The following is a 19,876-nucleotide window of genomic DNA, read 5'->3' as shown; positions in this document are numbered from 1 at the left end:
GGAGATCGGCGATGAACAAGCTGGCGACACCCAATTCCTTCCGCACCGGACCCGACGAGCAGGGCATGTTCGGCATTTTCGGCGGCCGTTTCGTCGCCGAAACGCTGATGCCGCTGATCCTCGACCTGGAGCGGCACTGGAACGAGGTCAAGAACGATCCGGATTTCAGGGCTGAACTCACCGATCTGTCGACCCATTATGCCGGGCGTCCGTCAAAGCTGTATTTCGCCGAAGGGCTGACGAGACATCTCGGCGGCGCGAAGGTCTATTTCAAGCGCGAGGACCTGAACCACACCGGCTCGCACAAGATCAACAACTGCCTCGGCCAGATCCTGCTGGCCAAGCGCATGGGCAAGAAGCGCATCATCGCCGAAACCGGCGCCGGCCAGCATGGCGTGGCGTCCGCCACTGTCGCCGCCCGCTTCGGCTATCCCTGCGTCGTCTATATGGGCGCCACCGACGTTGCACGGCAAAGCCCCAACGTGTTCCGCATGAAGCTGCTCGGCGCCGAAGTGCGGCCGGTCACCGCTGGCCACGGCACGCTGAAGGACGCCATGAACGAAGCCCTTCGTGACTGGGTCACCAATGTCGAGGACACCTACTACCTGATCGGCACCGCCGCCGGCCCGCATCCCTATCCGGAACTGGTGCGCGACTTCCAATCGGTGATCGGCACCGAGGCGCGCGCCCAGATCCTCGAACAGGAAGGACGGCTGCCCGACACCATCATCGCCGCTGTCGGCGGCGGCTCGAATGCCATCGGCCTGTTCCACCCCTTCCTCGACGACAAGGATGTGCGCATCATCGGCATCGAGGCCGGCGGGCGCGGCCTCGACGGCATCGAGCATTGCGCCTCGATGAATGCCGGCACGCCCGGCGTGCTGCACGGCAACCGCACCTATCTCCTGCAGAACGCCGACGGCCAGATCATGGACGGCCATTCGATCTCGGCCGGCCTCGATTATCCCGGCGTCGGTCCGGAACATTCCTGGCTGCGCGACTCCGGCCGCGTCGAATATGTGCCGATCCTCGACGACGAGGCGCTGGAAGCCTTCAAGCTGACGACACGCGTCGAGGGCATCATCCCGGCGCTGGAATCCGCGCACGCTATCGCCCATGCAGTCAAGATTGTGCCTGGCATGGACAAGGACCAGATCGTCATCGTCAACCTGTCCGGCCGCGGCGACAAGGATGTGCATACGGTAGCCTCGATGCTGGGCATGGAAATCTAGGCCCTTTGGACGGTTTCGACTTGGGAGTGATTATGAGCAAAATTTGTCCAAAGGGCCAGAAATGACCACCCGTATCGACCGCCGCATGGCGAAGCTCAAGACCGAAGGCCGCCCGGCGCTCGTCACCTATTTCATGGGCGGCGATCCCGACTACGACACCTCGCTGTCGATCATGAAGGCGCTCCCCGGCGCCGGCTCCGATATCATTGAACTCGGCATGCCGTTTTCCGATCCGATGGCCGATGGCCCGGCGATCCAGGCGGCTGGCCTGCGCGCGCTGAAAGGCGGCCAGACGCTGGTCAAGACGCTGAAGATGGCGTCCGAATTCCGCGCCGGTGACAATGAAACGCCGATCGTGCTGATGGGCTATTACAACCCGATCTACATCTACGGCGTCGACCGCTTCCTGAAAGACGCGCTGGCCAGCGGCATCGACGGGCTGATCGTCGTCGATCTGCCGCCGGAAATGGACGAGGAGCTTTGCATTCCGGCGCTCAAAGCCGGCATCAACTTCATCCGCCTGGCGACGCCGACCACCGATGACAAGCGCCTGCCTAAGGTGCTGCAGAACACCTCCGGTTTCGTCTATTACGTGTCGATGACCGGCATCACCGGCTCGGCCCTGGCCGACACCGGCAAGGTGGCCGCCGCCGTGAACCGCATCAAGGGCCACACCGACCTGCCGGTCTGCGTCGGCTTCGGCGTCAAGACTGCCGAGCAGGCGCGTGTCATCGGAGCCAATGCCGATGGCGTCGTCGTTGGTACGGCGATCGTCAATGCGGTCGCCAATGTGCTGGGGCCGAAGGGCGAAAAGACCGCCGACCCGGCCGAGGCCGTCGCCACGCTGGTCAGCGGCCTGGCGCAAGGCGTGCGCTCGGCCCGCCTTGCTGCTGCCGAATAGTTTTCCTACGTCTTTAGCCAACTCTTCGTCAGGACAGGAGCCGAAGCGATGAACTGGATCACCAATTACGTTCGCCCGAAGATCAATTCGATGCTCGGCCGGCGCACCGACATGCCCGAGAATCTCTGGATCAAGGATCCCGAGACCGGCGAAATGGTGTTCCACAAGGATCTGGAATCCAACCAGTTCGTCATCCCGTCTTCCGGCCATCACATGAAGATCTCGGCCAAGGAGCGGCTGAAATTCTTCTTCGATGACGGCAAGTACGAGCAGCTCGAAAACCCCAAGGTCGTCCAGGATCCGCTGAAGTTCCGCGACGAGAAGCGCTATGTAGACCGGTTGAAGGACGCCAAGGCCAAGACCGGCCTGGAAGACGCCATCATCAACGCGCTGGGCACCGTCGAGGGCCTGCCGGTGGTGGTCACGGTGCAGGATTTCGCCTTCATGGGTGGCTCGCTTGGCATGGCCGCCGGCGACGCCATCGTGCATGGTTTCGAGGTTGCGCTGCAGCGCAAGCGCCCGCTGATCCTGTTCGCCGCATCCGGCGGCGCTCGCATGCAGGAAGGTATTTTGTCCCTTATGCAGCTGCCGCGCACCACGGTCGGCGTCGACCGGCTGAAGGAAGCCGGCCTCCCCTACATCGTCGTGCTGACCAACCCGACCACCGGTGGCGTCACCGCTTCCTACGCCATGCTGGGCGACGTGCATATTGCCGAGCCTGGCGCGCTGATCGGCTTTGCCGGCCCGCGCGTCATCGAACAGACCATCCGCGAAAAACTGCCGGACGGCTTCCAGCGCTCCGAATATCTGATGGAGCACGGCATGGTCGACATGGTGGTGTCGCGGCTGGAGATGCGCGAAACGATCGCGCGGCTGTTGAAGATGCTGCTCAAACTGCCGGGCGAGCAGAAGCCGCTGGAGCCGGAAATCCTGCCGCCCGCGGTCGTTGCCACCGAAGCCCGGCCGCAGGCCTGAGGACGCGACACCAGCCGCCGCGAACAGCGATTGCGCCATGTCCATGGCGCGCTGTAGCTTTTGATTGCCTTGGCCATTCCAGGATTGATTCTGGTCCTCGGGCCATGCGCCGGGATTCTGCCATGACAACGCTTGCCGCCGACCGCGAAATCGAAGCCCTGATGGCGCTTCACCCGAAAGGCTTCGACCTTTCGCTCGACCGCATCACGCGGCTCCTGGAGCGGCTGGGCAATCCGCAGGATCTGCTGCCGCCGGTCATCCACATCGCCGGCACCAACGGCAAGGGCTCCTGCGCGGCCTTTTCGCGCGCGCTGCTTGAAGCCGCCGGGCACCTTGTCCACGTCCACACTTCGCCGCATCTGGTGAGCTGGGCCGAGCGCTACAGGCTCGCCGCCGACGGTGGCGGCAAACTCGTCGACGATGAGACCTTCGCCGAGGCCATTGCCCGCGTCGCCAAGGCCAATGACGGCCAGAAGATCACCGTCTTCGAGATCCTCACCGCCGTCACCTTCATCCTGTTTTCCGAACATCCGGCCGAAGCCGCCATCATCGAGGTCGGCCTTGGCGGGCGCTTCGACGCCACCAATGTCGTCGCCAGGCCCGCCGTGTCGGTGATCATGCCGGTGTCGATGGACCACGAGGCCTATCTCGGCGACCGCGTCGAACTGATCGCGGCCGAAAAGGCCGGCATCATGAAGCGCGGCTGCCCGGTGGTCATCGGCGCGCAGGAAAGCGAGACGGCGCTGCAGGTGCTGATCGAGACCGCCGAGCGGCTGGAGTGCCCGACCTTCGTCTACGGCCAGGATTTCCTCGCCTTCGAGGAAAACGGCCGCATGGTCTACCAGGACGAGGACGGCCTGATGGATTTGCCGCCGCCGCGCCTGCCCGGGCGCCACCAGTTCGCCAATGCGGCGGCCGCGATCGCCGCGGTCAAGGCGGCCGGCTTCGAGATCAGCCATCGCGCCGCCGAAAAGGCGATGACCCATGTCGCTTGGCCCGGCCGCATGCAGAAGCTGGCGCAGGGCCGGCTGGCGGAGCTGGCGCCGAAGGGCGCCGACATCTGGCTCGATGGCGGCCACAATCCGGGCGCCGGCGTGGTCGTCGCCGAAGCGCTGGCCGAGCAGGAGGAAAAGAACCCGCGCCCGCTCTTCCTCATCTCGGGCATGATCAACACCAAGGACCAGAGCGGCTATTTCCGCGCCTTCAAGGGCCTCGTCCGGCATGTCTACACCGTGCCGGTCAGCCTGAGCGATGCCGGGGTGCCGAACGACGAACTGGCGATCCGGGCCGCGGAAGCCGGGCTGTCCGCCGAGCCGGTGAGTTCCGTCGCCAGTGCGCTGATGCTGCTGCGCGACACCTGGGACGGGCCGGCGCCCCGCATACTCATCGGCGGGTCGCTTTATCTTGCCGGCGCGGTGCTGGCCGAGAATGGCACGCCACCGACCTGAGCAATTCCAGGAAAAGTGTGCGCGGTTTTCCGTCCGGAATTGCGTTAAAACAAAGAGCTAGAGTGGTTCGCCGTTTCCATGAAACGGTGAACGCTCTGAGCGCTTGACGACCAGTGTAGGGAGCCCGTGATGATCAAGGTGAAGCAGCTCGCCCATGTCTGCATTTTCGCCCATGACCTGGAAGCGACGCGCAGTTTCTACCGCGATGTGCTCGGTCTGGACACGCGGTTCAATTTCCTGCGCGACGGCGGGATTTTCGGCTTCTACCTCGATTGCGGCGGCCGCAGCCATGTCGAGGTGTTCCAGAAGGATGCCTCCACCTACAGCGAGCTCAACCAGATCAACCATTTCTGCCTGGAAGTCGAAAACATCGACGCCGCGATCGCTCATATCAAGGCGAAGGGCATCGACGTGACCGCTAAGAAGCACGCCTGCGACGACACCTTTCAGGCCTGGATCCGCGATCCCAACGGCGTGAAGATCGAGCTGTTCGAATACACCGACAAAAGCGCGCAGTTCACCGGCGGGGACCGGATCGCCGACTGGTGACCAGACAGGTCGCACCAGTCCGGGCACAGCTTTGGCGGCTCACTTCAGCTCGATCTCGATAAAAGCATATTCGCCGTCATTGGCGCTGATGACGTCGTGTTCGACGCCTTCCCTACGGAAATAGGGCGCGCCTTTCTTCATCTCGGCGAAGCTTTCGCCGTCTTTGGTCACCAGCTTCACCTTGCCGTCCATCAGCGGCACCACGACATAGTCGTGGCCGTGACGATGCCAGCCGGTGTTGTCGCCGGGCTGGAAGCGGTACTCGGTGACGATGACGCGCTCATTGTCGATGAAGACGGTGGCCTTGGCGGATCCGGTCATGTCGCTCTCCCTGTTTCTGCTGCCAACAGAAGACATGGCGTGCCCTGATGTGAGGGCCAGAGCGGGTTGGCCGATGGCGCCAACAAAAAGCCCGGCACGACGGCCGGGCTTTTGCAATTAGAAATTTCGATTGGATCAGAGGCTGCCGTTGATCCAGTGCGACAGCGCGGTCTTGGGCGCGGCGCCAACCTTCATGTCGGCGACTTCGCCGCCCTTGAAGATCATCAGCGTCGGGATCGAGCGCACGCCGAACTGCGCGGCAAGCTCGGGGTTCTCGTCGATGTTGAGCTTGGCGATCTTGACCTTGCTGCCGAGTTCGAGAGCGATGTCTTCGAGCGCCGGCGCGATCATCTTGCACGGGCCGCACCATTCAGCCCAGAAATCCACCACGACCGGCTCCTTGGCGTTGAGCACGTCGGCCTGGAAATTGTTCTTGTCGACCTTGACGGTGGCACCCATGCGGAAAAATCCTTTCGAGAGTTCTTTGTCGCACCAAATGTGGTGGTTATCTAGCCCTTCTTCAAGCAGGTCTTGTGTCACGCTCCCGTGAGTCGGGCAAGGGCGTCATCCATGGCCCCGGCCGGCAGTTCGATCAGCCGTGGCGCTTCGGTGAACAAGAGGGCCGCCTTGACCTGGCGCCCGGGATAAAGCGGCTTGAGCAAGGCGCGATAGAGCGCGAGCTGCAGCAGATAGGCCGGCGGAACCTCGGCCAGCGTGGCGGGCGCCGGCCGGTTGGTCTTGTAGTCGACGATCGAAACCGTGTCCGCGCTCACCGCCAGCCGGTCGATCTTGCCGGAAATCGAGCGCGTTTTGCCCCTCACTTCCAGGCTGCCCATGATCGCCACCTCGGCGCGCGACGACGGCGCAAACAATTGGCCGAGGCGTGGGTCGGCAAGAATGGCGATGACCGACGCCAGGGCCTTTTCGCGCTCTGACGGCGGCCAAGCGGCACCCGTTCGCGCGAGATAACGTTCGGCCGCGCCCTGGCGTTCGCCCTCGGCAAGGCCGGGCAGCATCTGCAGCAGCTTGTGCAAAGCGAGCCCACGCAGCACGGCAAAGCTCGGTTCGGCATCGGCGTCCAGCACCGGTGAAGCCTTGTCGACCACCGCTTCCTTGCCTTCCTCGATCAGCGCCGAGGCGCCGGACGGCGACAGCGGCCGCGGCAGATCCTCGAAAGGCGGCAAGGGCCGGAACAGGGTTCCCGGCAGCGGACCGAAAGCATCGGCCTGCCGCGCCTGTTCATCGGCGCTCGCCGCGACAGGCGCCAGCTTGGTGACGTGGAAACGGTGCACCGGCTCGCCGCCGGCGGGGTGCGCACGCTGCTCGCTTTCCGGCGCGCCGATCAGCGCGCGGCTGACGATCGAATGCCAGGTGCCGGTGTTCGACGCCCGCTTGCCGTGATAGCCGCAGACGATCAGCCGGTCCTCGGCGCGGGTCATGCCGACATAGAGCAGCCGGCGATACTCATCGTCGGCGAGTTCGCGGGCGCGGGCGGCTGCCGCTTTCGAAAAGCCGTTGGCGACGTCGCTGGCCGAACGCCAGAGATAGCCTTTGCCGTCCCAAAAAGTGCCAGAGCCGTCGAACGGCATCAGCCGCGGCAGATGCTGGTCGCTGAACGGGGCGGAGCCGCCATCGACCAGGAACACCACCGGTGCCTCCAGCCCCTTGGCGGCGTGCACGGTCATGACGCGGACCTCGTCACGCGTCTGGTCCATCTCGCGCTTGATCTCGGGCCCGGCGTTTTCCAGCGTCGACAGGAAGGCTTCCAGTCCGGGCAGGCCGGTCCGCTCCTCGGCCAGGCAGAAGCTCAGGAATTCATCGAGAATATCGCCGGCTTCCGGCCCGAGCCGCGCGATCATCTTTCTGCGCACGCCATCGCGCGCCAGGAGGCTGGCATAGAATTCGAACACCGGCTTGAAAGCGGCCTCGTCAGCCCAGACATCGAGTTGCGCGACAATCTTCGCCAAGCGCTCGTTTTCTTCGGCATGCTGGCGCAGCGACGCGGCCAGCGACAGGCCGGGTGGCCGCTGCGCGGCGAGCGTGAACAACGCCTCCTCCGGCAGGTCGAAGATCGGGCTGCGCAGCACGGCGGCGAGCGACAGATCGTCCTGCGGCTGGATCAAGAGATGGCCGAGTGCGATCAGATCCTTCACCGCGATGTGGCCGGGCAGGCTCAGCCGGTCGGCGCCAGCGACCGGAATGTCGCGGCGTTTCAAGGCGCGGGTCAGCGCGTGAACAAAACTGTCGCGCTTGCGCACCAGCACCAGCACGTCGCCCGGCCGCAGCCGCTTGCCGCGGCCCTCGATGATTTCGCCCTTGCCGATCCAGCCGGCTATGGTCGCCGCCACGTTCTCGGCGACACGCACTGCCGGCGCATGGGCGTGGTCGATGGCTTGCGTCCAGTCGTCGGGTTCGTCGACGACATCGGCGCCAATCGACGGCCAGACCTCGACATAGCCCGGCGCATCGGTGCGGATCGCCTTGTGGCTCAGCGGATCGGGATCATGGCTGATGCCGCGCCGCACGATCGGATCGGCAAAGACGCGGTCGACGGCGGCCAGAACGTCATCGGTCGAGCGGAACGACCAGGTCAGCTTGAGGTCGGCGAAGGACGCCTCGGCATCGCGCACCCGGCCAGCGAACAGCAGCCGGCTGTCGGCGAAGGAGTCCGGCGCTGCACCCTGGAAGGAATAGATCGACTGCTTCTCGTCGCCAACGGCGAAGACCGTGCGATGAACCCTCTCGCGCGCGCCGAAGCCGGCGAAAAATTCTTCCGCCAGCCGCTTCACCACCTCCCATTGATCCGGGCTGGTGTCCTGCGCCTCGTCTAGCAGGATGTGGTCGATGCCCTGGTCGAGCTTGTACTGCACCCAGGGGCCGGCATCGGGCCGCGCCAGAAGGTTGACCGTGCGGGTGATCAGATCATTGAAGTCGAGAAAGCCGCGGCTGCGCTTCAGCACGTCGTAGCGGGCGATCAGCCAGTCAGCGATGGTCAGCGCAGCAGCCGTGCCTTCCAGCATGCGGAACAGCGCCAGCCGGTCGACGGTTTCGATGATGGCGCTCGACGCCGAGAGGTAGCGCTCGGCCAGATCAGGCAATCGGTCGGTCAGCGCCTTCTTGAAGGCCTTTGCCGGGTCGTAGGGATCACCATCGGTCTTGAGGAAGGCTCTTGCCAGCAGTTGCAGGCGGCGAACGGGATCGCTCTCGGCGAAAGCCTGACGCGCATAAGGCAGGATGTTGTTCAGCACCGACCTGGCGTCGGTGGATTCTGCGGCCTGGGCAAAGCCGGCAAAATAATCCGGCAGGAAGCCCGGCAGCGGCCACACCGATGCGGCAATCCCTTCGGCGGTCTGGCCGGGACGGAAATGGAATTCGTCGAACAAAGGCTGGAAGCCGTCACGCCCGACCGCATCGAGGAAATTGCGCAAGCCGTCGCGCTTGCGCACGATCTCGCCGAGCAAGGCATCGAGGCCGGCCTCGCCGCCACGTTCCAGCACGGTGGCGAAGGCGTCGGCCAGATCCGGGTTGCCGGCTGCCGTGCCGGAGATCATCTCGCGGCGCGCGGCGGCGAACAGCGATGCTTCCATCTGGCCGTCGAGCATCTCGAAATGGGCCGGGATGTTGGCTTCTAGCGGGAACTGGTGGAGCACCGATTCGCAGAAAGCGTGGATGGTCTGGATCTTCAGCCCACCCGGCGTTTCCAGCGCTTCGGCGAACAGGCGTCGCGCCCGGCGCATGGTGTCGCCGTCGGGCCGCCGTCCTTCCAGGGCCTCGATCTTCGTGGCCAGCTCGGCATCGCCGAGCACCGTCCAGTCCGACAGCGTTGAAAAGACCCGGTTCGACATGTTGGCGGCGGCGGCGCGCGTATAGGTCAGGCACAGGATCTTCGACGGGTCGGTGCCGTTGAGCAGCAGCCGGATGACGCGCTGGGCCAGCACATGGGTCTTGCCAGAACCGGCATTGGCCGACACCCAGGCCGAGTTCTGGGGATCGGCGGCGCGGGCCTGGCTGTTGGCGGTGTCGCTGGGGATGGGATAGGCCTTCTTCATGCCTCCCCTCCCTCGTCACCGGCATCGCCGCCGGCCGACCATTCGAGCACGCGGGCGAGATGGTCGTAGTCGCCATCGGTCTCGCCTTCGCGAAACGGCAGCGCGCGCGACAGATAGCCGGTCTCCAGGTCGGCATAGTGGACCAGCAGCTTTTCCAGCCGCGCCCAGGCCTCTTCGGCAAGATCGGCGGCGGTCCTGGGCTGGCGGTTGTGCTCGAGGATGGACTCCTCGAACACCTCGCCATTCGGCTTCAACCTGATGAAGGCCAATTGAGAGGGTTCGCGCGCGCCCAGATCCTTGAAGGCGCCGCGCCTGAGCAGCGCGCCTTCCAGCGCCAGCTGCGGTGCCAGCAGCGTGTGCGCCTGCGCCTTCGAGGGTGAGGAGCCGGTCTTATAGTCCAGTATGTCGGCCATGCCGCCGGCCAGCAGGTCGACGCGGTCGGCGTAGCCGGACAGCGTCACGCCGGACTGGCCGACCACGGTCTTCCCCGCGCGCTCCTCGGCATGGCGCCGGATCACGGCATCGGCACGCGTGCGCTCCCATTCGACGATGTTGGCGGCGAGCTTTTCGAAGCGTGGCCACCACACCGCCTCGACATCGGTCGGAAGGGCGGCGTCTGCAAAGCAGGCGCGGCCGGCGGCGATGAGGCCGCCCAGCGCATCGGGCGCGCGCGGATCGGCGACCTCAGACGAGAACAGGTGCAGGATGGCGTGGAACAGCGTGCCGCGCTCGGCCGCACCGGGGTCACGGATGAGCGGATCGAGCGGCATCAGGCCGAGGATCCGCCTGGCATAGACGGCGTAGGGGTCGCGCCGCAACGTCTCGATCTCGGTGACCGAGAAATGCGTTGGGCGCACCGACAGAGGCGGTTTCGGCTGCGGCCGCGGCGCGAAATCCTGCTTTGGTCCGGTATCGAGCGCGCGAGCCCAGGCAAGCAGCTCGTCGCCGCGCCGGCGAAGGCTTACCGCCTGTTCCGTGCCGATGAAGGTGAGCAGCCGCTGCAGCCAGCGCGACGGCACGGCGGGTGCGTCGCCGGAACGCGCCGAACGAGCCAGCACGACATGTCTGGCCCCCATGGCCATCTGGAAATCATGCGCGGCAAGGCCGATGCGCCGTTCCGGCGGTTCGAGATCGATGCCGGTCTTCATCAGCCGCGACATGAAGCGGTCGCTCTCCGGCTTGCGCGGCCAGACACCTTCGTTGAGCCCACCAATGATCAGCGTGTCGACATCCTGCAGCCGCGCCTCCAGCGCCCCCCAGATGGCGATGTTCCTGTCGGTGCCTTGCGCCGGCTTGACCGTCTCGGGCGCGATCAGCGCATCCATCACGTCGGGCCATTCGCCCGCCGCGAATGACAACGAGGCCGAAGCGGCGACCAGCCCGCGCAGCAATTCGGCGAGCTTTTCACCGGCATCGCCGGCATAGAGCTCGCCCAGGCCGCCATCGGCGGTGCGCCCAAGGCTTTCCAGCGCCACGACGCTGGCTTTCACCAGCGCGGCAAGATCGGCGTCCGCCTGGCCGCGAAAGGCCGAAAGCGGCGCCAGCCCTTGGGTGAGACGTTCGAGCAAATTCCGCGAATCTTCGATGGAGCGCACGGTGAGACGGGAAAACCAGAAGGGCGGCCGGCTGTCGCCGCCCAGGTCCGTCAGTCGGGCCTCGAACAATTCAGGCAGCGAAACGATGTCGGGACGGCCGGTGCCGCCGCGCAGCGCCACCAGTTCGATCAGTTCCGCTGCATGGCGCACAGCAGCGCGTTCGAGGCCGAGGCCGAGCAGCGGATGCTTGAGCAGAGACAAAAGGCCGACCGGATCGCCCGGCCGGAACACCGCTTCGAGCGCCAGCCGGAGCAGGCTGGCCGCCGGGCTGTTGGCGAGCGGCGTGCCACCGGAATCGTCGGCGACGACGCCAAAGCGCTTGAGTTCGACCGAGACGCGCCGTGCCAGCGCGCGGTCGCCGGTGACGAGAGCCGCCCTTCGGCCGGGATCTTCCACGGCCTGTTTGAGCGCGACGGCGATGGCGACGGCTTCATCGCGTTCGCTTGCTGCTTCCAATAGCGTCACATCGGCAAAAGCGCCGGCGATATCGGCCGCCGAAAACCCGCTGCGTGTTTCGGCCCATAGCTCAGTGGTCTCGGCCGGCCGCAGCGCCTCGCCGACAAGGGCCGCGCGAAGCGCAAGGTGCGGCTCGGCAGCGCTGACCTCCTCGACATCCGAGCGCAGCACGCCGATCTTGCCGATCAGCCTGGCCAGGCCATATTGCGGGTGGCCAAGCACGGCGGGCCGCGCGCCCGGAGCGACAAGCGCCTGGAAAGAGGCTTCGTCCAGCGTCCGGTCGAGCCCGGGCAGCACGATGGCGCCGCCGGGCAGGCGGGCGATCGCGGCAAGCAGCTCCGCCGTGGCCGGGATGGAACCGGTCGATCCCGCGGCGATGACCGGTCCGGCGGGCGGATTGCGCCGCAGCCGCGCCGCCTCGGAGCGGATCAGCGCGCTGCGATGCGCGGCCGGATTGGAGCGGTCGCTCTCGCTCAGGAATTTCGGCCAGGCATCGGTGACGATGCCGAGGAATTCGAGCGTCACCTGCCACCAGCCGGCGAGGTTGCCGGTCACCAGATCGGCGAGCTTGGTCCAGTCGGTGCCTTCCGTCTCGATCTCATCCATCAACCCTGCAAGATCGCGTGCCAGCCAGATTGCGTCGGCCGTGGAAGCGGGGATGACGATTTCCTCCGCGAAAAGCTTCGCCACATGCTCCGGCAGCCGGCGTTTCCACGCACGCACCAGCGGCGTCAGCAGCAACAGGCGTTCGGTCGCCGAGATCGGCGGCGCGAGATCGATCGCCGCAGCCGGCTCGGCGTCGAACAAGGCTTCGTCCTCATCGAACTCGCCGAGCGGGCGGATGACCGGCAGGATCGCCGAACCGCCGCCGCCGCGTGCCTTCAAACTGTCGACGAAGACACCACGCAGGGCGCGCGCGGCGCGGCGCGTCGGCAAATAGATGGTGACATCGGCCAGAGCGAGCGGATCGCCGTCGAAACGAAATCCCGGGACCAGGCGGCCGGCAAGCAGCGCCTCGGCCAGCGTCGGCAGGAACGGCGCTCCGGGGGGGATAGAGAAAACGCGGCTTGAGCCGCTCATTGCGACTCGGTTAGCGCGCCGGCGACCGCTGCTTCCGCTTGCGGGATGGCATCGGGCGTGCCGACGGTGATCCAGTGGCCGTGCATCGGCATGCCGAACAGCCGGCCTGCGGCTATTGCCGTGTCGAAATAGGCATTGAGCGAATGCGGTTCGGCCGGGGCATCCTTGAACAGGCGCGGATGGATGATCGCCGCGCCGGCATAGATCAACCCCGTCGGATCGCCTTTTGAACGCCGCAAGGCGCCGTCCGGCGCCACCAGGAAATCGGTGCTGCCACAGTGTCCTGTCGCTTGGTGGAGATCCGCCAGCATCAGCAGAATATCCATTTTCGCGGCGTCCCAGGCAAGGGCAAGCCGCCCGAGATTGAGCGGGCCGTGATCAATCCAGAACGTGTCGGCGTTGAGGATGTAGAACGGCTGTTGGCCCAGTTCCGGCAGCGCCTTGACGATGCCGCCGGCCGAATCGAGCAGCCGGTCGCTCTCATCGGAAATCACGATCTTCGGTGCCCGGCGCGCCGCGACATGGGCGACGATCTGTTCGGGAAGATAGTGGACGTTGACCACCGCCTTGGCGACGCCGGCGGCGGCGAGGCTGTCCAGCCCCCAGTCGAGCAAGGTCTTGCCGGCGATCCTGACCAGCGGCTTGGGGATCGTGTCGGTGATCGGCCGCATGCGCTTGCCGAGCCCGGCGGCAAGGACGATGGCAGTGTCCGGTCTTGTCACAGCGTTCGTTCCTCGAGCAAGCCATGCGTATTGTAGAAATCCCGCAGGCTGGCAAGCGCCGGGTGGGACAGCGCCCGGCGCAGATAGTCGCGGATGCGCGGCAGGTGCTTCAGATAATAAGGTTTGCCGTCGCGTTTTTCGAGGCGCACGAAAATGCCGAGGATCTTGGAATTGCGCTGCGCGGCCATGATTGCATAGGCTTCCCGGAAACTTGGCTCGTCGAAGGCGCCCGCCGCATAGCGCGCCGCGACATAGGCATCGAGCGTCCGCTTCTCGATCTCCGGCGATAGGGTGACGCGGGCATCCATGGCGAGCGAAGCGACGTCATAGGCTGAAGGCCCGATCAGAGCATCCTGGAAATCGACGATGCCCAGACGGTCATGGCCGGCGCGGTCGCCACGCCAGATGATGTTGGGCGAATGGAAGTCGCGCAGCATCAGCGTGTATTCGCTGCCTTTCAGCCGATCGAAAAGCGCATTCCATTCCCTGGCGTAGCCGGTACGCAGATCGTCGCTGGCCGCAGCGCCCGATATTGCCGGCACATACCAGTCGACCAGCAAATCGGCTTCGATCATCATCGCGTCGCGGTCGAAGGGCGGCACCTCGTGGAAACTGCCCGGTCCCGCCTGCAGGCGCCGCGGCCAGGTCCTGCCATGCATCATGGCCAGCAGTTCGGCCGCCGCCGCGTAGCGTTCCGCTATGGGTTCGCCGTCCGTGCCGAGAAATCCCTGCGAGCCGAGATGTTCGATGAGCAAGAAACCCTGGTCCTGGTCCTCGGCGTGGATTTCGGGAACGCTGACGCCGCCAGCCTTCAACGCCCGGTCTATGGCAACGAAGGCGGAGACCGACTGGGCGGTGTGGGCGATGACCGCATAGGGTTTGCCATCGCGCACCGGTGGGCCGAGCACCAGCCGCGGCGAGTTCATCAGCACGCAGGGCTCCTGGCCGGCGAGCGTCACGATCTCATAGGAACGGGCCGAGGCGTCGCCGATGAAATGGCGCCGTCGCGCTTCGCCCCAGCCGGCATGTTCCAGAAAACCGCGCATGGCCAGCGACCGCGCCGCGCGGTCGAAGGCTGCCCCTTGCCCGGACAGCCGCGCCAGCCGGCCCCCGCCATGCTGGACGAGTTCGATCGAAAGCGTTGTCTTCGGCAGATAGCCCTCGGCCCGTTCGGGCCATTCGACCAGCGCGGCCCCTTGCGTCAGCGCTTCGTCGAAGCCGAGTTCGTCGAGCTCGGCTGCCGATGACAGGCGGTAGAGGTCGAAATGGTGCACCGGAATGCGCGTGTCGTAGCTCTGCACCAGGGTGAAGGTCGGGCTCGGCACATCGAGGCCGGCATCATCGGCCAGCGCCCGGATCAGCGCCCGCGCCAGCGTCGATTTGCCGGCGCCGAGATCGCCCTTGAGAGCCAGCACATCGCCGGCGCGCAGGGACAGCGCCAGGTCCTCGCCCAGCCGCGCGGTCTGTGTCTCATCCGTGAGCAAACGCTCCAGCACCAGGCCCGTCATCGAGCGCGCTACTCGGCCGCGGCGCGGATGCCCGGCATGTCGGGGAAGGTGCAGATGACGGTCGTGCCCTTGTCCTTGCCGGTTTCGATGCGAACATTGCCGCCATGCAGTTCGACGAAGCTCTTGACGATCGACAGGCCGAGTCCGGCGCCGCGCCGGCGGCCGCCATTGGTGCGCGGTTCGAAGCGGCGGAACACCGAATCCAGCACGTCCGGCGGCATGCCGGGTCCATCGTCATGAACGGAAAACTCCACCCCGTCCGCCAGATGCCGGCAGGCGAGCCGGATGGTGCTGGCTTCCGGCGCGTAGTTGGCGGCGTTGCTGAGCAGATTGTAGAGGATCTGGCGGATGCGGGTCTCGTCGCCGTGGAAGGTCTTCGGCGCGGCGGCGGCATCGACCGCGAGCCGGATCGAATGCTCCTGCAGCCGGTCGGCAACGAGTTCCGCGGCCGCCGCGATGGTGCGGTCGACATGCACCTCGGAAATGTCGAGCTGCATGATGCCGGCATCGACGGTCGCAAGGTCGAGTATGTCGTTGACGATGGTCAGCAGCACCGAAGAGGACGAACTGACATGCTCGACATACTCCCGCTGCTTTTGGTTCAGCGGTCCGGTGGTGGGCAGTGAAAGCAGTTCGGTGAAGCCGATGATGTTGGTCAACGGCGAACGCAGTTCGTAGGACACGTGCTGGACGAAGTCGTTCTTGAGCTGGTCGGATTTCTCCAGCGCCTCGTTCTTGTCCTTCAGCGCACGTTCGACATGGACGCTGTCGGTGACGTCGACGAAGGTCATCATCACTTGCCCGTTGGGCAGCGGGATCACGGCGTAGCGCAGCACGGTGCCGTTGTTGAGTTCGCTCTGGCCGTGGCGGTCGCGGCGTTCGTCGTCGAAACCGGTGATGGCGGCGACGAAACCCGGCCAGGGGCTGTCGACCGCCTGGCGGTCGCAAAGGTCGCGTATGGTGGAGACGTGCACATTGGGCTTGGCGGCTTCGCCGCTCAATCTCCAGAGTGTCGCAAAGGCTGGGTTCGACAGGCGCAGCCGCCCATCGGGCCCGAACACCGCCACGCCCTCGGCGAGATTGTCGAGCGTCTCGCCCTGGACGCGCACCGCGGTGCGGTAGCGGCTTTCCAGGTCCATCTTCTCGGTCAGGTTCTCGAACACCCAGGTGACGCCGCCCTTGGGCTGCGGGTTGGCGACGACGCGGATGGTCTTGCCGTCGGGCAGATGCCACCAATGTTCCTGCGATTCCACCGCGCGGTAGGCGCCGAGCAGGCCTTCCTTCCAGCGGCGCCATTCGGGCTGCTCGGCAATCTTGCCCTCGCTGCGCAGCCGGTCGAGCAAAAGCGCATTGTCGGGCGCGCTGTGCAGGAAGCCGATGTCGAGGCCCCACAGTTTCTGGAATGCCTGGTTGAAGAAGCGCAGCTTCTCGTCGGTGTCGAAGATGGCGACCGCGGTGTTGAGCTGGTCGAGCGTGTCGGCGTGGCTGCGCACCGTGCGCTCATATTCGCCGCGAATGGTCTCGATGGCGCTGGTGTCGGCGGCAAGGCCGGCCGAACCGTCGGCGCCGGCGAAGTCGGTCACCGCGAAGACGCGGCGGTCGCCCTCGATCACCGTGGACAGCGACTGTTCGAAGACCGGATGCGTCTTGTGCTGGGCGGCGATTGCCTCGCGTGCCTGGCCGCCGAGGAATTCCTTGGCGTCGCGGACGGCGGCTTCCGGGCTTTCGGCTTCGACCGCGTCGGCATAGGCCCGGTTGACCCATTTCAGGCGTCCGTGCTCGTCGCGCAGCCATGCCGGCATCTTCAGCGCTTCGAGCAGGCCGATCATCGTGTCATGGTCGGCGGCCAGCCGCTGGTTGTCGATCTTCAGCCGGGCCTGGCTGCGCTGTGTCTCGGAAAGCGAGACAAACCGCACCAGTATGTGCGCGGCGCTCTTGCGGCCATGCACTTCGAGCGGTGCGCCGGCCTGCGATTCGATGACGAGGTCGAAGGGCCTGGCCTTTTCGCGCAAGCCCGCGATAGCGTGCTCGAGCGCCGCCGCCGAGCGGGGCATCAGCCAGCGGCCGAAGGCCAGAAATGCCGCCCGCTCCTCCGGCGCGCCGCTTTCGACCGGCAATGTGCCGATGAGTTCGGGTTTCTTGTTTTCCGAGGCCCAGACCACCACGCGCTGGTCGCGCAGATTGAGCAGCGCTTCCGAACGGCGCAGGGCCGCGTTGATGTCGGCGACGCGGCTTCTCAGTTCGACATTCTCCGCCGAGGTGCGGGCCCGCTCGCGGATGAGAACGATGGCCGACAGGAATGCCGCGCCCGTCACGCCGACGAACACGGCAAGCTGCATGACTTCGACCGTGTTGATCGACAGGCCGGCGGTGGCCACGGCGGCGTTCTCGGCATGCGCCACGGCGCTGGCCAGGGGGCCGGCCAGCGCGGAACTGGCCAGGAACAGCCCGACGCGGGCGCGCCATGAAAGGCGCCCGCCCTGAATGGTCGAGCCTATGGCCCCCGAATCGTCATGGCCGCCGGAAACGGCCGATCCCGCTCCGTGCGGGTTTTGCCCCGGCATGTCTTGGTCCTCTCCGCCGCCTGAATGCAAGACCGCCCTGAAACGCGCCTCTCTGATCCCCTCTCGGGCCGGAAGCGTCGCGAATCACCTGACAATAAACCCTCGCCGAATCGCCGTGAAGGCTGATCGCGCGCAAAAATAAAGCCGGGCGAAAAGTCAATCGCCCGGCCTCAATATCTGGTAGTAAATTTAGCTTTGGTTAATAGCGGTAGTGTTCCGGCTTGAACGGACCCTGCGGCGTGACGCCGATATAGGCGGCCTGCTCACCCGACAGTTCGGTCAGGCGTGCGCCGAGCTTGTCGAGGTGCAGGCGGGCGACCTTCTCGTCGAGATGCTTGGGCAGGACATAGACCTGGTTCTGGTACTGCTCGCCCTTGGTGAACAGCTCGATCTGGGCCAGCACCTGGTTGGTGAAGGACGCCGACATGACGAAGCTCGGATGGCCGGTGGCGTTGCCGAGATTGAGCAGGCGGCCTTCGGACAGGAGGATCATCCGCTTGCCGTCCGGGAAGGTGATCATGTCGACCTGCGGCTTGACGTTGGTCCATTTCAGATTGCGCAGCGACGCGACCTGGATCTCGTTATCGAAGTGGCCGATATTGCCGACGATCACCATGTCCTTCATCGACCGCATATGGTCGAGGGTGACGACATCCTTGTTGCCGGTGGTGGTGATGACGATGTCGGCGGTCGGGGCCGCGTCTTCCAGGGTTACCACTTCGAAGCCGTCCATCGCCGCCTGCAGCGCGCAGATCGGGTCGACCTCGGTGACCTTGACGCGGGCGCCGGCGCCCTTGAGCGAGGCCGACGAGCCCTTGCCGACGTCGCCATAGCCGCAGACGACCGCGACCTTGCCGGCCATCATCGTGTCGGTGCCGCGACGGATGCCGTCGACCAGCGATTCCTTGCAGCCATACTTGTTGTCGAACTTCGACTTGGTGACGGAATCGTTGACGTTGATGGCGGGGAAGGGCAGCAGGCCCTTCTTCTGCAACTGGTAGAGCCGGTTGACGCCCGTGGTCGTCTCTTCGGTGACGCCGCGAATCGCCGCCTTCTGCTTGGTGAAGAAGCCGGGCGAAGCCTTCAGGCGCTTCTTCACCTGGGCGTAGAAATATTCCTCTTCCTCGCTTTGCGGGTTGGACAGCACGTCCTCGCCGGCCTCGGCGCGGGCGCCGATCAGGATATACATGGTGGCGTCGCCGCCATCGTCGAGGATCATGTTGGAGAGGCCGCCGTCGGCCCACTGGAAGATCCGGTCGGTATAATCCCAGTACTGTTCAAGGCTCTCGCCCTTGACGGCGAAGACCGGAATGCCGGCCTCGGCGATGGCCGCGGCGGCGTGGTCCTGGGTCGAGAAGATGTTGCAGGACGCCCAGCGGATGTCGGCGCCGAGCGCCTTCAGCGTCTCGATCAGCACCGCGGTTTGGATGGTCATGTGTAGCGAGCCGGTGATGCGCGCGCCCTTCAGCGGCTTCTTGGCGCCAAATTCCTCGCGGCAGGCCATCAGGCCCGGCATTTCGGTTTCGGCGATATCCAGTTCCTTGCGGCCCCAGCCGGCGAGCGAGATGTCGGCGACCACATAGTCCTTGCTACCCGTCATGGCAGTGCTCCGTGCGATTTGATGTGCTTGCGAATTGGTGCGGATACGCCCGCGCCGGTCGGCGCGTCGAAGGCGCGAATTGCCGGCCTGACTAGCAGATCATGCTCAAGACGACAATGGGATATAAAGAAATCTTTATCCCTGCATGTCCCGCAGGCATGCTTGGGCGGTGCGTGGGATCAGCATTCCTCGCCGAAGCGCGACGCCACAAGCTGCTCCAGCGCGTCCATGACCTCAAGCGCCTCCGGCCCGCTGGCGGTGACGCGGATCGAGTAGCCCGGGCTGGCGGCCAGCATCATCAGGCCCATGATCGACGTGCCGCCGACCTTGACGCCATCCTTCTCGACATGGACGGCGGCGTCGAAGCCGCTGGCGAGCTGGACGAATTTCGCCGAGGCGCGTGCATGCAGGCCGCGCTGGTTGACGATCGGAAACTCCCGGACGATGTGGTCTTTTTCCGGGGATAGCGCGTTCATTTGCTGCTCAGAAGCTGGCTGGCGACATTGATGTATTTGCGTCCGGCCGCCTGCGCCTCGTCGAGCGCGGCCGCCATGTTGTCGCCCTTGCGGATCGAGGACAGCTTGATCAGCATCGGCAGGTTCATGCCGGCGATGACTTCGGTGCGGCCGGATTCCATCACCGAAATGGCGAGGTTCGACGGCGTGCCGCCGAACATGTCGGTCAGCACGATGACGCCCGCTCCGGTATCGACACGGGCGACGGCGTCGACGATGTCGCGGCGACGCTGTTCCATATCGTCGTCGGCACCGATCGCCACGGTTTCGAAATTGTCTTGTGGCCCGACGACATGTTCGACGGCATGTCGGAATTCGGTGGCCAGTTGACCGTGCGTTACAAGCACGAGTCCGATCATTC

At 65.4% G+C, this 19,876-nt stretch carries 15 protein-coding genes; 5 read left to right on the top strand and 10 right to left on the bottom strand.

Going from position 1 to position 19,876, the window contains the following annotated elements; genetic code table 11:
* Positions 1-11 precede the first annotated feature (11 nt).
* The 5 genes from trpB (at position 12) to JG746_RS02070 (ending at position 5,105) form a co-directional block, all read left to right on the top strand.
* Positions 12-1,232 carry a tryptophan synthase subunit beta gene (gene trpB / locus JG746_RS02090; RefSeq protein ID WP_202356674.1) on the top strand — a complete coding sequence of 407 codons (1,221 nt, stop codon included), beginning with the start codon at positions 12-14 and terminating at the stop codon, positions 1,230-1,232.
* Between the two features lie 61 nt (positions 1,233-1,293).
* Positions 1,294-2,133: a tryptophan synthase subunit alpha gene (gene trpA / locus JG746_RS02085; protein WP_010912924.1), complete on the top strand. Its 840-nt coding sequence runs from the start codon at positions 1,294-1,296 to the stop codon at positions 2,131-2,133.
* Positions 2,134-2,181: 48 nt separating this feature from the next.
* Entirely contained in the window at positions 2,182-3,108 is a 927-nt protein-coding gene (accD, locus tag JG746_RS02080) for an acetyl-CoA carboxylase, carboxyltransferase subunit beta (protein WP_202356673.1), read from the top strand.
* A 122-nt stretch (positions 3,109-3,230) separates the two neighbouring features.
* Positions 3,231-4,556 carry a bifunctional folylpolyglutamate synthase/dihydrofolate synthase gene (locus JG746_RS02075; protein WP_202356672.1) on the top strand — a complete coding sequence of 442 codons (1,326 nt, stop codon included), beginning with the start codon at positions 3,231-3,233 and terminating at the stop codon, positions 4,554-4,556.
* Between the two features lie 129 nt (positions 4,557-4,685).
* Positions 4,686-5,105 (top strand): VOC family protein, encoded by a 420-nt coding sequence (locus JG746_RS02070; RefSeq protein ID WP_202356671.1) that lies wholly within the window; start codon positions 4,686-4,688, stop codon positions 5,103-5,105.
* 39 nt (positions 5,106-5,144) lie between these two features.
* Here JG746_RS02070 and JG746_RS02065 read toward each other — a convergent pair whose 3' ends face one another.
* The 10 genes from JG746_RS02065 to JG746_RS02020 form a co-directional block, all read right to left on the bottom strand.
* Positions 5,145-5,426: a cupin domain-containing protein gene (locus JG746_RS02065; protein WP_202356670.1), complete on the bottom strand. Its 282-nt coding sequence runs from the start codon at positions 5,424-5,426 to the stop codon at positions 5,145-5,147.
* Between the two features lie 135 nt (positions 5,427-5,561).
* On the bottom strand, positions 5,562-5,885 hold the full coding sequence (trxA, locus tag JG746_RS02060) for a thioredoxin (RefSeq protein ID WP_140888484.1): 324 nt from the start codon (positions 5,883-5,885) through the stop codon (positions 5,562-5,564).
* A gap of 77 nt (positions 5,886-5,962) precedes the next feature.
* Entirely contained in the window at positions 5,963-9,475 is a 3,513-nt protein-coding gene (gene addA, locus JG746_RS02055; protein ID WP_202356669.1) for a double-strand break repair helicase AddA, read from the bottom strand.
* Positions 9,472-12,606 carry a double-strand break repair protein AddB gene (gene addB / locus JG746_RS02050; RefSeq protein ID WP_202356668.1) on the bottom strand — a complete coding sequence of 1,045 codons (3,135 nt, stop codon included), beginning with the start codon at positions 12,604-12,606 and terminating at the stop codon, positions 9,472-9,474. Before addB ends, addA begins: the two co-directional genes overlap by 4 nt.
* Positions 12,603-13,328 carry a nucleotidyltransferase family protein gene (locus tag JG746_RS02045; protein ID WP_274609320.1) on the bottom strand — a complete coding sequence of 242 codons (726 nt, stop codon included), beginning with the start codon at positions 13,326-13,328 and terminating at the stop codon, positions 12,603-12,605. The genes addB and JG746_RS02045 overlap by 4 nt, the downstream gene beginning before the upstream one ends.
* Complete coding sequence (tsaE, locus tag JG746_RS02040) at positions 13,325-14,836, bottom strand: tRNA (adenosine(37)-N6)-threonylcarbamoyltransferase complex ATPase subunit type 1 TsaE (RefSeq protein ID WP_202356667.1); 1,512 nt, start codon at positions 14,834-14,836, stop codon at positions 13,325-13,327. The genes JG746_RS02045 and tsaE overlap by 4 nt, the downstream gene beginning before the upstream one ends.
* Before the next feature lie 8 nt (positions 14,837-14,844).
* The gene (locus tag JG746_RS02035; RefSeq protein WP_202356666.1) at positions 14,845-17,400 is read right to left on the bottom strand and encodes a sensor histidine kinase; all 2,556 of its coding nucleotides are present in this window, start codon (positions 17,398-17,400) and stop codon (positions 14,845-14,847) included.
* A gap of 199 nt (positions 17,401-17,599) precedes the next feature.
* Complete coding sequence (ahcY, locus tag JG746_RS02030) at positions 17,600-19,000, bottom strand: adenosylhomocysteinase (RefSeq protein WP_010912937.1); 1,401 nt, start codon at positions 18,998-19,000, stop codon at positions 17,600-17,602.
* 179 nt (positions 19,001-19,179) lie between these two features.
* On the bottom strand, positions 19,180-19,476 hold the full coding sequence (locus tag JG746_RS02025; RefSeq protein WP_010912938.1) for an HPr family phosphocarrier protein: 297 nt from the start codon (positions 19,474-19,476) through the stop codon (positions 19,180-19,182).
* A complete protein-coding gene (locus tag JG746_RS02020) occupies positions 19,473-19,874 on the bottom strand; it encodes a PTS sugar transporter subunit IIA (RefSeq protein WP_010912939.1) in 402 nt (133 codons plus the stop codon). The genes JG746_RS02025 and JG746_RS02020 overlap by 4 nt, the downstream gene beginning before the upstream one ends.
* Positions 19,875-19,876: the final 2 nt, after the last annotated feature.

The organism is Mesorhizobium sp. 113-3-3, assembly GCF_016756495.1.
In the GTDB taxonomy this organism is placed as follows: domain Bacteria; phylum Pseudomonadota; class Alphaproteobacteria; order Rhizobiales; family Rhizobiaceae; genus Mesorhizobium.
Note: the sequence above shows the minus strand (reverse complement) of the source record. Positions and strands in the feature narration are given on the sequence as shown.